This window comes from Lysobacter sp. S4-A87, assembly GCF_022637455.1.
Lineage (GTDB): Bacteria > Pseudomonadota > Gammaproteobacteria > Xanthomonadales > Xanthomonadaceae > Lysobacter_J.
This window is the reverse complement of sequence record NZ_CP093341.1, coordinates 3,436,397-3,449,119: the sequence shown is the minus strand read 5'-3', so window position 1 is coordinate 3,449,119 and position 12,723 is coordinate 3,436,397. Positions and strand designations below refer to the sequence as shown.

Below are 12,723 nucleotides of genomic sequence, written 5' to 3'. Positions count from 1 at the left end.
TGTCTCATGAGGCGTCTTGACTCTGGCTGAAGAGCCAAGAGCATTCACGAGGCACGTGGCGAAGAGAAATCACTTGTTCCGATCGGAACCATTCACCTCAACGATGACTGACAACGACTACTGCACCCCTCGATCATGCGCGCGTGATCAGCTACTTCTGCTATTGACGTAGCGGACCGCGTCACTGCGCTGAGTCCGTTCCATCACCTTCCACATCACTGCCGATCGGCTTGACGGGACGACCGGGTCCTTGCGGCATGAGCATGGCACCAACATCCTTCGACACGCTGCGCAGGTGCATGTCCTGCTGCGGGAACGGCATCTCGATGCCGGCCTCGCGCAGCGCCGCGTGCACCCGCGTCATCAGCTCACTGCGGATGTTGGTCCAGTTCTCGAAGTCGTAGGTCCATGCGCGGATCGCGAAGTTGAGCGAGCTCGCGCCCAGCCCGGTGAACAGCACCACCGGCGCCGGCGAGCGGGCCACGTGCGGCGTTTCGGTGGTGACCTTCGCCAGCAGCGCCATGACCTGCGACGGCTCCGAGCCGTAGCCCACGCCCAGGTCGATATCGATGCGACGGCTCATGTCGAGCAGGGTCCAGTTGGTGAGTTTCTCCGAAAGCAGCGTGCCATTGGGCACGACCACGTCGGCGCCGTCGAAGGTCTTGATGGTGGTGGCACGCATGCCGATCTCGCGCACGCGACCGGCCGTGCCGGTGATCTCGACCACGTCACCGGGCTGGATCGGCCGCTCGAACATCAGGATCAGGCCGGATACGAAATTGTTGACCACGTTCTGCAGGCCAAAGCCGATGCCGACGCCGAGCGCGCCGAACAGGAAGGCGAGCTGCCCGACCTTGAAGCCGGCTGCGGCCAACGCGACCACCAGGCCAATCAGCAGCAGCGCGTAATAGCTCAGCGACGCCACCGAGTTGCCGACACCGCGCGGCAGCGACATCTTCGGCAGCACCTGCTCCTGCAGCAGGAAGCGGACCGTGCGGGCGGTCCAGTAGGCGATGAACACAGAGACCGCGAACACCAGGATGTGGCCCAGGCTGACGGAGATCTCGCCGAACTTGACCGAGTACGTGAGTATCGACTCGACCACGCCGTACACCGGCCGGAAGATGCGGAAGCGGCTCATCGCGAAGGCGATCCAGCCGAGCACCGCGGCGATCTTCAGCAGCTTGTTGAACCCCCCCAGGATCGGCGCGGCGTGTTCCCTGGCGATGCGGAAGCGCGAGGCGCTGCGGCGCGCGATCATCAGCTGCAGCAGCGTGTTGAACACGTTGATGCCGGCGTACAGCACCAGCCCGAGGTAACCGCTGTCGACCACGCCGGCGGTGAGCATCTCCGCCAGCGACACATTGCCGACGATGTTGGACACCGCCGAAGCCGCCAGCAGCACCGTGGCGCCCCAGGCGATCACATGGATGATCCGGCTCGCCCGCGCCGCCGGGTCGGACCCGGGCAGCGCGCGGCGCGAACGCCATAGCAGCAGCCACAGCATCAGCACCATCGCCAGCAGGGTCAGGCCAAGGTAGTACCAGCGGTACATCAGCTCGCTGGCGAGGAAGACGAAGCCGATGCGCTCGACCAGGTACAGGCCGGTGGCGACGAAGGGCCAGTATCCGAGCAGGCGCTTGCTGTCGGGCGGCAGCAGGCGCAGCACCGGCACCAGCGCCACCAGCATCGCGACCTGGTGCGCGAGCAGTGGCGCATCGGGCTCGAACACCAGCACGCCCATCATCGACAACAGGATCCATGAGGAAATCGGCCGGCGCAGGACGCGGTTGTAGGCTTCGTTTTCCAGCCCGGTCGGCGCCTGCTTGCGCGTACGGAAACTCAGCCACACCAGCAGCGGCAGCAACAGGATCTGCAGCCAGTGCAGTGCGCGCTGGTTGCCCAGGTCGGCCGCGCTGTACTGGCTGACGAAACGGCTTTCGATTTCCAGGCCGGTGCGGATCGAATCCAACGCCGACTCGGTGCCGCGCTGCTCGCGCTGCGCCTCCCACAACGGCGGTGCATCCAGGCGTATCAGGCGGCTGTCGATGTAGTCGATGGCCTGGTTTACGGCCTTCTGGCCGGCCTGGATCCGCGCCTCCACCGCGTTGCCGCGCCGGCCCAGCGCGATCTGCTTTTCCAGCGGCGCCGACAGCGCCTGCTCGGCCTGCTTGAGTTTGGCAACGACCGACTCGATGCGGTTGTCGAGGGCATTGGCCAGGCTGCCGGCCTGTGCGGCGACCTTGGTCGCTTCCCAGTCGGCACGGCGGCGTGCGAGCTCGGCGGCATCCTCGCCGAAGGGCGCACTGGCCTGGCGCAGGTCGGACTGCCAGCGTGCGTACTGGCGGGCGTCGAACTTCCAGTGCCGGTCCAGGCTTTCCAGCCGCATCACCGGCAGCGTGCGCAGGTCCTTGGAGACCAGCAGCTTGGCCTTCTCGCTCACCGAGCGCTCGATCGTCGCCAGGCGCGGAGACAGCTCCTTCGTCAGATCCGAAGTCGTTGCCCGCAGGGTCACGTCCTGGGAGAAGCGCTCGTCATCGTCGGCGCGGATCGGGATGTCGGCGACCGGGATGGCCGTGGGTCCCTTTTCCTTGGTCTCGACCAGCGTTGGCGCGGTCTGCGCGGCTGCTTCGGGAATGGCGAACATGCCCGACAGGCACAGGACACAGGCAAGCAGGGCGGGAATGCGCGACATCGTGGCTCCAGGCCGTCAGGCGGGGTCCGCTGACTGGCACCTGCGGGGGCAGCTGCAGCGCGGAAGCTGCGGCAGAGCAAACCCCAGTGGCGCGGCATCGTCAACGCTTGATGGCGCCAGGCATCGCACTTTCACATCGTCATCACAGCTTCGAATCGCCGGCATTGCGCACCGCCAGACGCTGCGGCCAGTCGATGGACTGGCCGCAGCAGGTGCCAATTACATCGTTGAAGCCTTCACCGACACGCCGCTGAAGCTGCTCACGCCCAGCACCTTCACGTAGTACGCACCGGCGGCCGGAGCGTTGAGGGTGATCGTCTGGTTGTTGCCCGGTCGCTGCGAGATTGCGTCGTAACTGGTCGTGGTCGGCTCGCTGCCGTTCTTCACCAGCAGCTTCACCTGTCCGGTGCCGCCGTAGGTGATCACGTTGAGGCGGGCCGTCCCCGCAGTCACGGGGAACACATACACGTAGCCATCGTTGGCGTTGCCGCGCAGGCCGGTCTTGGCGATGCCGTTGGACAGCGGCTGGCCGCCGGTCCTGGCCACGATTACCGCTGCACCCGCATCGACGATGCCTGTCCCGAGCGGCCGGTCCGGCGTGGTCGGGAACGGTCGCGCAGTCTGCTTGAGCAGCGCCGCCAGTTCGCCCGGCGTCTTCGGCGAGTCCAGCGCGCTCTGCACGATCGCCGCGACACCGGCGACGTGCGGTGCCGCCATCGAAGTGCCGACCATGCCGCCGTAGCCGGCGACCGTGGGCACGGTCGTGCCCATGTTCACCGTCGACCAGATGTAGCCCTCGACCTGGCTGGCGCCGTCGTTGATGCCGCCACCCGGGGCGGCGATGTCGATGCGCGCGCCATAGTTGGAATAGCTGGCGCGACGACCGCTGATGCCCGAGGAGCCGACGGTGATGACGTTCTGGCAGTTGGCCGGCGAGTGCGACGACACGTCGCCGTTGTCGTTGCCGGCGGCCACCACAATGGTAGTTCCGCGCGAAACCGCGCTGTCGATCGCGGCCTGCGTCGGTGCATCGCAGCTGCCGCTGCCGCCCAGGCTCATGTTGATCACTTCGGCCGGATACGGGTTGTCCGGCACGCCATCGACGTGGCCACCGGAGGCCCACACGATCGCGTCGTTGATGTCGGAGTCGTAGCCGCCGCAATGGCCAAGCACGCGCACCGGCACGATCCTGGCGTCGCGGGCGACGCCGGCCATGCCGACGCCGTTGCCGGTGACTTCGGCAATCGTGCCGCTGACATGGCTGCCGTGCCACGAGCTGTCGCGCTTCTGACTGCCGTTGAAGCACTGATTGGCGGCGACCCAGTCGCCGGTGTCGGCACCGCCGGCGACGCGGCCGTCGCTGTCGCGGCCCGACACTTCGTGATCGAAGATGAAGTCGTAACCGGGCAGCAGGTTGGCGGCCAGGTCGGGATGCTCGGTGACGCCGGTGTCCAGCACGGCGACCACCACGCCCGCGCCGGTTGCATTGGCATCCCACGCCGTCTGCACGCCGGCACCACCCACCGGGTGATTGAAGTGCCACTGATGCGTGGTGTAGTACGGATCGTTCGGTGCTGCCGTGGCCTGGCGCAAGCGGTCCGGCACGACGTACTCGACCGCCGGATCGGCGGCGATCGAGCGCATCAGGTTTTCGGCTTCGACGCGATCGAGCCTGCGCGACAGGCGCACGAGATCGGCGCCGCTGCCGGCAAGGCGGCGAAGGTGGCGGGCACGCGGGGCGGCCATGCCGGCACGCGCGGTGACGGCGCGAGCAGCCACGGCGTCGATGGCCCGCGTGAGTTGCGTGGCATCGGCCTTGGCGGCGCTGCCGTCACGGTACTTGACGATGAAGCGGTCGTAGCCGTCGCTGTTGCCGGCTGTCGCACCCGTGTCGGCGCGAATGACCGTGGGCTTGCCGGCGGCGGCGGAGAGGGCGGTGCCGGTCGCACCGGCGACGAGGATGGCGGCAAGCGCCACCGAGAGAGTCTTGCGCTGCATGGGTTGGATTCCGGAGGTGTTGGTGGTCGGCACGAAGCGGGCGCCGCATGGCGACGCCCGCGGTGGTTACCAGCTGAAGCCAGCGCCCGCGCCGACGCTGGAGTCGTCGCTGGTGAAGGCGGCGCCGGCGGAAACGCTGGCGCGGTTGTTGTTGAACGCACGCTGGTAGCCGACGGAAATCGCCGCCTCGCTGCCGTAGGTGCCCACGCCCACGCCGACGCGATTGGCGCCGGACAGGCCCGAGGTGTTTGCCGACATCTGCGCCATCGCCGCGCCCATCGCGCCGACGCGCTGGATGCGCTCGTCCTGCTTGATGAAGCGGCTGTTGACGGTGTCCTGCCAGTCGTCCAGCGCCTGGAAGCGCGAGTCGGTGTAGGCATTGGCCTGGCCCAGCGTCTGCGTGGCCTGGCTGCGCACCTGTGCGACGTTGGCGGCGTCGGTGTCGGCCGTGCCGGCGGCGACGTTCACCACCTGGCGCTCGCCACCGACGGTGCCGACCGAGACCGTGTTGGCGCGATCGGCGAGCGAACCCTGACCGATGGCGACGGCACCGGTCGCTGCCGCATCCACCGTGGCTCCCTGGCCCAGCGCCGTCCCGCCGGCAGCCAGTACCGACGCACTTTCGCCGACCGCGACGGCATTGGTCGCCGCCGCCGCGATCGTCGCGTTGGCGCCGACTGCGGTGCTGCCGTCGGCTTCGACGCGGGCGTTGCCGCCGAGCGCGGTGTCGTTCGGGCCTGCGGCGAATGCACTGTTGCCGATGGCCACGCCGTTGCTGCCCTGCGCGCTCGCCGACGAACCCATCGCCACCGCCTTGCTGCCAGCGGCGACGGACGCCTTGTCGCTGCCATCACCGTTGCCGTCGACGGCGATCATGTCGATCTGCCCGGTGGCGCCGCGCAGGCTTTCGATGTCGCTCTCGACGGCGCCCAGGCGACCGTCGACGTCGTCGATGCGGGTATTGGTGTCGGCCAGCCCCTGTTCGACCGCATCCACCCGCACACCGGCATCGCTCACGCCCTGGGCGATCTGGTCGACCCGGTCCTGCACGCCGTCGATGCGCGAGCCGGCATCGACCAGGCCCTGCGCCAGACCGTCGACGCGCGTGCCCAGCTCCGCCGTGGCGGCATTGAGCTGGTTGACGTTGACCGCGTCGGTGCCGTTCTTGCCGGCGGCGACGTTGGTCACCTGGCGCTGGCCGGTGGCGCTGCCGACCGAAACTTCACCTACCGAGTTCTGCCCGCTGAGGCGGCCGCTGCCATCGACGTAGTTGTTCAGTGCGCCGACGGTGGTACGCGAGCCGGCGCCAAGCGCCACCGAGTTGGCGAAGCTGGCATTGCTGCCCGCGCCCAGTGCCATCGCATTGGGCGTGGCCGCATTCACCACGCTGTTGGAGCCCAGCGCAATCGAGTTGTCGCTGGCCGCGCCGGAGGTGCTACCGGCCACCCTGGCATTGGCGCCCAGCGCCATGGCATTGGCGGCGTACTGCACCCTGGCGCCATACCCCATGGCAGTTGAGTTGAGCGACTTCATCGCGCTGAAGTCGAGCGAGTCGGGCACGTAACCCGGCGCAGCCGGATCACCGCCCGTTCCGGGCCTTACGGCAGGCGCCAGGTCCTGCACGGCCGCGTTGGCACCGATGGCCAGGCTCTGCATGCCGCCGGCGGTCGCCGTCGTTCCCAATGCCGTGGCCGTCTGGCTCGCCGCCGCCGCCGAGCCGATCGCGGTGCCGTTGGCCGTGAACAGGTACTCGCCGAAGATCGTCGCAGGTGCGCCCACCTGGGCGTAGTAGGCCGTGTAGGCCTTCTGGCCCACAACTGTATTGTTGCTGCCGGGCGCAACGGCACTGTAGCCGATGGCGATGGAGTTCGCGCCCACGCCCGGCTCGATCCGGGAGTTCTGGTGGTACCCGGCCCAGTTGCCGATGGCGACGGCGTTGTCGCTGTAGGCCTTGGCGTTGGCGCCCAAGGCAACCGAGTTGTACCCCTGCGCGGCCGAAGCAAACCCGATGGCCACCTGCCCGGTCGCATTGATCGGGGTATTGCTGCGGGCCACGTTGGTGTTGGCGTACAGCGGCAGATAGCCTGCGGTGGTGGACAGCGATCCAATGGCAACGCTGTTGGCGGACGTGGCCCAGGCCTGATCGCCGATCGCGGTCGTGCCGACCGCCGATGCTGCCGAGTGCACGCCCAAGGCGATCGAGTTCTGGCCGCTGGCTGCGGCGCCGGTTCCGATCGCCATCGCGTTGGCCGCGGTTGCCGTGGCTGCGCTGCCGATGGCCGCTGCGTCGTCGGCGCTGGCGCTGCTGCCGCCCAACGCGAGCGAGCCGCTGCCGCTGGCGTTGCTGCCGGCACCGAAGGCGCTGCTGGACGCGCCGGCGGCCGCGCTGCGGGTGCCGATCGCGGTGCTGTCGCTTCCTTCGGCAATGGCGCCATGGCCATAGGCGCTGGCGTTGTCGCCGGTGGCGGCGGCGTTGAAACCGCTGGCGGTGCTGTTCGCGCCAAGTGCGAACGTGCCGGTGCCCAACGCGGTGCTGTTGCCACCAGCGGCCCAGCTGTAGGCACCGTACGCGGCGCTGTTGTCGCCCTCGGCCAGCGCGAAGGCGCCGGTCGCGGTCGACGCCGCTCCGGCGGCCACCGCATCGACCCCGCAGGCGACCGCGTCGGGATCGCCGGCCGAACCGAGCAGGTTGCCGTTCGCATCGACACAGAACGCCTGCGCGCCGGCAACTGCCGGGGCCAGGCCCAGGGTGAGGACAATGGCGTGGGCCAGGCGTGCCGGACGCGGTCGAGCGACAGCAGGAAACAGTGTCATTTCATTCTCCATCGACACACCCTCGGGGCTGCGTCGGTTGCGATTGCTTGGGGTGGGCGAGGCGTGCGTCGACAGATCCCCTGAACGCACTCTTTCAGCCTATGCAGCGCAATCGGGCGTGGATTTGATCACCTGTGCCAAGGTTTGGCCGTGCGTTCCAGCCGTACGCATTCTTTCGTCGAAGTCATGCCCTGGAAGCGCGCACCTGTCCTGGCGTCATGCCGAGCGACCGGGCACCGCAAAGCACCGGCTCACTTCGGCGACCCTGACTTGGGGTTCTTTCCTTTGATTGTTTGTTCCACCGGACAGGCCTGAACAATGGTCAGTAACGTTCCGACGCCCGCGCCTGCCCCGGCGTCATGCCGAAGCGCCGCTTGAACAGGCGCGTGAAGGCATGCAGGTCGACGAAGCCATGCTGGAACGCGACCTGGCCAATGTTGGCCTGCGCCGGTGAAGCGGCCAGCGCGGCGCGGCAGCGCTGCAACCGGGTCTCGCGCAGATAGCCGAGCACCGTCAGCGATTGCGCGCAGAACAAGCGGTACAGCGATGTGCGCGAGCAACCCACTGCCGCGGCGATTTCGTCCACCGACAGGTCGTGGCGACGGAAATGGGTCTGCACGTACAGCTTCGCCTTCTCCAGCAGGATCCCCTGGCCGCTGCCCGAACCGCCCGCAGCGACTTCCGGCGCGCGCAGCGCCATCACGGTCAGGTCGACCATGTTCGACAGCATCCGCGTGCGCGCATTCCCTGCCAGCTCGCCACCGCGCGCGGCCAGCAGACGCAGCTGCGCCTTGAGCACGTTGGACACGACCGGATCGTCAATCGGGATCACCGCCCGTCCGGACCCGCCGTCATCACCGACGCGCGGGCGCAGGTCCTCATGCCGCGGCAGCTGCAGGCACAGGTCGGAGTGCGCCGTCCATTGGGCGTGCTTGACCGCACCGGTATCGAGCACGAAGAGATCGCCCTGGCCAACTTCAATGGCCTCAGGTCCCGCGTGGGCGCTGATTTGCGCCTGTCCGGACAAGAGGAAGACCAGACGGAAGCCCCCCTGCGCCGGGTTGAAGGGCCGCACCCGCGCCGCCATCGCCCGGCTGTGCAGGAAGCGCGTGTCGCCATCGCCCCAGGCGCTGTACTCGCCGACGAACCGATGCGCGCCCGCGGCGCCGGGATGCAGTTGCAGGTCCCAGTTGTAGCGCTCGCGCGAGACCTGGCGCCACTGCTCGAGCGTGAAGCTCTTCAGGCCATCGCTGCGAGCCTCTGCTGCGCCGGCAATGGCCCCGCGGCGTGATCGCCCGCCGGCTGCGCCATGACCGGGGGCTGCTTCGGATTTTCGCTTGCCGTCTGCCATTGAACTGCCACGGCAGCACCCCCCCCGGGGCCGGCACGCGGACTACTGCTGCTTCGAGCCACGGGCTCGCCAGCGCTGATTAGCGCAGGCCCGGGGCAGCGCCGGCTTGTCCTGACACGTCATCGGTTTGCCATCACGCGACAATCATCCGCGGGTGCGAACCTGCCTCGCTGTCGCAACTGCTGTCGGTTCCCCGCCTTGGCCGGACCCCTGATCCGCATCACCGCCCTGACCCACTACCGCGAGCTCGTCCGCGAGCTCGGAGGTAACCCCGAGGCGCTGCTGCGCGACTTCAATATCGCGCCCGACCTGCTCGACGTGCACTACGCGATGGTGCCGATGCTGTCGCTGGTGCATCTGCTGGAGCGCACCGCCTCGGAACTGGATTGCCCGGATTTCGGCCTTCGCCTGTCGCAGCAACAGGACTGGAACATCGTCGGCCCAGTGGCGCTGATCGCGCGCAACTGTCCCGATGTCGGCGCGGCGCTTGACGATTTCGCCCGCTTCATCGGCTTCTACAGCGCCGGTACCGTGTTCGAACTCGATCGCACCACCGAGCCCGATGCGCCGCGACTGACTTACCACTTCGAGCTTGGCAAGCCAGTGGGCCCCAGCCGGCACGCGGTGGAACGTGCCCTGGGACTGATGCACCACGTCGTCGGCATGCTGCTGGATGATCGCGCCTTCCACGCCCAGGCCGTGCTTTGTCGCCACGAACCCGCTTTGCCCCATGCGCACTACCGCAAGTACTTCGGCACGCAGGTCCTGTTCGGCCAGGAGATCAACGCCCTTGTCCTGACGCGTGCCCAGATCGCCCGGCCCATCGATCGCCACAACCGGATGATGCGGGCGTTCCTCGTCGACTTCGTCAGCCGCGAGATCGACCAGCAACCCCGCAACGTGCGCGAGCATGCAACAGCATCGATCGATCGCCTGCTCCCGACGGGACGTTGCTCGCTTGTCAGCGTGGCCGAGCAGTTGGCCATGCACTCGCGCACCCTGCAACGGCAGCTCGCGGACGATGGCCTGACCTTCGAAGCCTTGCTTGATGCCGTACGACGCGACCGCGCCCAGGGTTACCTGGCCGAACCGGCCATGCCGATGACCCAGATTGCCGGCCTGCTCGGCTTCAGGGAGCAGAGCTCGTTCAACCGGGCCTGCCGGCGCTGGTTCGGCCAGACGCCCCAGGCCATGCGGCAAGCGCTGCTCGACGCGGCACCTTGACCTGGGTGCCCACGCTGTCGGATTCGCGTTCCCGTTCCTGGCTCGCGTTGCGAACGGATGACTGCAACGGTGCTGGCCAGACTCAAGGGCGTGCAAGCGCCCGACCACCCGTCCCACCGACTGAAGAGGATCCGGCCATGTTGAAAGCAGCCCTGATTGTGTTTGCGATTGCCGCCATGGGCGGCCTGTTCCTGGCCTCGCACGTCCTGCGCGGCCGGCTGGCGCCTTGGGTTGTCTCCGTCATGCATGCATTGCTGGGCGCCACCGGGCTGGTGCTGGTGATCATGGGAGTGGGCCAGGGCGGCGCACCGGCGCTGGCGACTGCGGCATTGGCCATCCTGGGCCTGGCTGCGCTCGGTGGTTTCTATCTCGCTTCGATCCACATGCGCAGCAGGGTCGCGCCCAAGGCGGTCGTGTTCGTGCACGCGGGCGTGGCCGTGACCGGCTTGCTGGTGCTGCTCTGCGCGGTGATCGGGCTGTAAGGCGTCCGCGCCGACTCGCCCGTTCACAGTCATGCCACTGCAATTGGCTCCGTTGATCCGGAGCCGAGTGGCTCTCCAATCTGCTGTTTCAGACCGATAGCGTGGTGCCATTGGCGCGTGACCGAACGCGCCGCACCAGCGAGACCGTCATGGCCCTGCGCTATCACGCACTTTCCGCTTCGGCGCCGTTGCCGCCCCCGCGCGACGGGCAATGGCTGGAGCTGGCCGTCGGAAGCGAAGCGCCGCTGCGCCTGCCGCGCGACTGGTTCTCGCTGTGGCTGCCACTGCGCGGCGACCTGCAACTGCAGGACATCGACTGCCAGTGGCGCTTGCGCAGCCGCCAGGCACAGATGTGGTGCAGCGGCGCACTGTCTGCGCAGGGCACGCGCGATTCGCTGTGGCTGTGCCTGGCCGGCAGTCCCGCCGCCTGGGCCAGGCATTTCGCCAGTGTCCCCGGCTTGCGCGAGCCGCTTGCCTGGCAACACGCGGCACCGCGCCGCCTGCGCCGGCAGCTGGTGCAGCTTGCGCGCGCACTGCGCGACGCCCCGTCCTTCGAGGTCGCGCAGGCTTGCACTGACCACTCCCTGGCCACGCTGCTGGCCGAGCAGCAGCAGGCCATCGCCGCGCGCCTGCCCCGCTGTCGTGGCCGCAACCAGTCACACCGCCGCCAGACCCTGCTGCGGTTGCTGCACGTACGCCATCTGGTGCGCAGCCATGTCGAGGCCGATGACGACTCCGAACCGGCGATCGACCTGGCCTGGCTTGCCGACCGCGCGCATTACTCGCCGGGGCACCTGATCCGCATCCATCGCGAAGTCTTTGGCGAAACGCCGTCGGAATACCTGGCGCGCCTGCGCAGCGCACGCGCCTGGCGCCTGGTGCGCGACACCGCGATGCCGGTCGGCGAGATCACCCAGGTGCTCGGCTTCGAGAGCCAGAGCGCGTTCTGCCGTGCGTTCAAGCACACCTTCGGCATGACCGCGACGCAGGCGCGACGGATCGATGCAGCGTCGGTCAAGGAAACGTCCATCGAGGCAGCACAATGCGCAGCCTGAGCACGACGATCGAGCCATCGGTGCAGCGCGCGCTCGGCTGGATGCTACTGGGCGGACTGTGCGCCGGCACGCTCGACATCCTCTTTGCCACCGGCTTCTGGGCGCTGCGCGGGGTCCCGCCACAGCGGATCCTGCAATCCGTGGCAGCCGGCGTGCTCGGCAAGGACAGCTTTGCCGGCGGCAGCGCGAGCGCGATGCTGGGACTGTTCCTGCACTACCTGATTGCCATCGCCATGGCCAGCGCCTACGCGACGGTCGCGCGTGAAGCCACTGCGCTGCTGCAGCGCCCATGGCGGTATGGCGCACTGTACGGATTGGCCCTGTTCGCGCTGATGAGTTTCGTCGTCGTGCCGCTGTCGGCCGCACCGCGCGCGGGCTCACCGCTGCCGCTGTGGATCGCATCCAGCATCGTCGCCCACATCGCGCTGGTCGGCTGGCCATGTGCCTGGTTCGCGCGGCGCGCCTGGCTGGGCGCGTGGGGATCGCCGCCACTGGCGACGATGCTAGAACGCCCCGGCTGAGCCATACCGCTTCACGCCTGGCGCGCGCAGATGCTGGCGTCAGCGGAGACCGGACGCGCCCCGGTCCCGACACCAACGCACGGAGACTGCAATGAACCCCATCGCTCCCGGCCTGCTCGTCCTGCTCACCCTGGCCACCGCACCGGCATACGCACACGGCGACAAGTGCAAGAAGATCCACGCCGATCTCATCGAAGTATCGTCCACGCAGGGCTGCAATCCCGGCCTGGCCACGTGCTTCCTTGGCGAGGTCGACGGCAACCACGGCGTACGCGGCGTCACCCATTTCAACGGCGACAGCGGCGCGGCCGGCCCGGCAACGTCGCCCGGCTTCATCTCCTACAGTGGTCCGTTCGAGTACCGCCTCGAGAAGGGCACGCTGACCATGCGCGAGACGGGCGTCACCACTTCCGGCCCGGCAGCGGGCGTGGTCACGGCGTACCAGAAGATCGTCGCCGGCACCGGCGATTTCGCAGGCGCCACAGGCTACTTCTTTGTCAGTGGACTGAAAGATGGCCACGGCATGATCGACACCTTCATCAACGGCGAGATCTGTTTCCAGAAGTGATCCGCAACGCAAGGC

At 68.2% G+C, this 12,723-nt stretch carries 9 protein-coding genes; 5 read left to right on the top strand and 4 right to left on the bottom strand.

What is annotated here, in order from left to right; translation table 11 throughout:
* Positions 1 to 181: 181 nt before the first annotated feature.
* The 4 genes from MNR01_RS15500 to MNR01_RS15485 all read right to left on the bottom strand — a co-directional run bounded on the left by MNR01_RS15500 (position 182) and on the right by MNR01_RS15485 (position 8,858).
* Entirely contained in the window at positions 182 to 2,695 is a 2,514-nt protein-coding gene (locus MNR01_RS15500) for a mechanosensitive ion channel domain-containing protein (RefSeq protein ID WP_241918649.1), read from the bottom strand.
* 219 nt (positions 2,696 to 2,914) lie between these two features.
* On the bottom strand, positions 2,915 to 4,693 hold the full coding sequence (locus MNR01_RS15495; protein ID WP_241918648.1) for a S8 family peptidase: 1,779 nt from the start codon (positions 4,691 to 4,693) through the stop codon (positions 2,915 to 2,917).
* A 66-nt stretch (positions 4,694 to 4,759) separates the two neighbouring features.
* Positions 4,760 to 7,507: a YadA-like family protein gene (locus MNR01_RS15490; RefSeq protein WP_241918647.1), complete on the bottom strand. Its 2,748-nt coding sequence runs from the start codon at positions 7,505 to 7,507 to the stop codon at positions 4,760 to 4,762.
* A 322-nt stretch (positions 7,508 to 7,829) separates the two neighbouring features.
* Positions 7,830 to 8,858 carry an AraC family transcriptional regulator gene (locus MNR01_RS15485; protein WP_241918646.1) on the bottom strand — a complete coding sequence of 343 codons (1,029 nt, stop codon included), beginning with the start codon at positions 8,856 to 8,858 and terminating at the stop codon, positions 7,830 to 7,832.
* A 198-nt stretch (positions 8,859 to 9,056) separates the two neighbouring features.
* Here MNR01_RS15485 and MNR01_RS15480 point away from each other — a divergent pair, with 198 nt between their 5' ends.
* The 5 genes from MNR01_RS15480 (at position 9,057) to MNR01_RS15460 (ending at position 12,708) form a co-directional block, all read left to right on the top strand.
* A complete protein-coding gene (locus MNR01_RS15480) occupies positions 9,057 to 10,082 on the top strand; it encodes an AraC family transcriptional regulator (RefSeq protein WP_241918645.1) in 1,026 nt (341 codons plus the stop codon).
* 137 nt (positions 10,083 to 10,219) lie between these two features.
* Positions 10,220 to 10,564: a hypothetical protein gene (locus tag MNR01_RS15475; RefSeq protein ID WP_241918644.1), complete on the top strand. Its 345-nt coding sequence runs from the start codon at positions 10,220 to 10,222 to the stop codon at positions 10,562 to 10,564.
* Between the two features lie 149 nt (positions 10,565 to 10,713).
* A complete protein-coding gene (locus MNR01_RS15470; RefSeq protein WP_241918643.1) occupies positions 10,714 to 11,619 on the top strand; it encodes a helix-turn-helix transcriptional regulator in 906 nt (301 codons plus the stop codon).
* The gene (locus MNR01_RS15465) at positions 11,607 to 12,140 is read left to right on the top strand and encodes a hypothetical protein (RefSeq protein ID WP_241918642.1); all 534 of its coding nucleotides are present in this window, start codon (positions 11,607 to 11,609) and stop codon (positions 12,138 to 12,140) included. The genes MNR01_RS15470 and MNR01_RS15465 overlap by 13 nt, the downstream gene beginning before the upstream one ends.
* A 91-nt stretch (positions 12,141 to 12,231) precedes the next feature.
* Positions 12,232 to 12,708, top strand: a complete 477-nt coding sequence (locus MNR01_RS15460) for a hypothetical protein (RefSeq protein ID WP_241918641.1) — start codon at positions 12,232 to 12,234, stop codon at positions 12,706 to 12,708.
* Positions 12,709 to 12,723 lie beyond the last annotated feature (15 nt).

Excerpts from the sequence above, each read along its gene's own strand:
- MNR01_RS15495 (WP_241918648.1), bottom strand. The coding sequence starts at position 4,693 with ATGCAGCGCAAGACTCTCTCGGTGGCGCTTGCCGCCATCCTCGTCGCC.
- MNR01_RS15500 (WP_241918649.1), bottom strand. The coding sequence starts at position 2,695 with ATGTCGCGCATTCCCGCCCTGCTTGCCTGTGTCCTGTGCCTGTCGGGC.
- MNR01_RS15470 (WP_241918643.1), top strand. The coding sequence starts at position 10,714 with ATGGCCCTGCGCTATCACGCACTTTCCGCTTCGGCGCCGTTGCCGCCC.
- MNR01_RS15485 (WP_241918646.1), bottom strand. The coding sequence starts at position 8,858 with ATGGCAGACGGCAAGCGAAAATCCGAAGCAGCCCCCGGTCATGGCGCA.
- MNR01_RS15465 (WP_241918642.1), top strand. The coding sequence starts at position 11,607 with ATGCGCAGCCTGAGCACGACGATCGAGCCATCGGTGCAGCGCGCGCTC.
- MNR01_RS15475 (WP_241918644.1), top strand. The coding sequence starts at position 10,220 with ATGTTGAAAGCAGCCCTGATTGTGTTTGCGATTGCCGCCATGGGCGGC.
- MNR01_RS15460 (WP_241918641.1), top strand. The coding sequence starts at position 12,232 with ATGAACCCCATCGCTCCCGGCCTGCTCGTCCTGCTCACCCTGGCCACC.
- MNR01_RS15490 (WP_241918647.1), bottom strand. The coding sequence starts at position 7,507 with ATGACACTGTTTCCTGCTGTCGCTCGACCGCGTCCGGCACGCCTGGCC.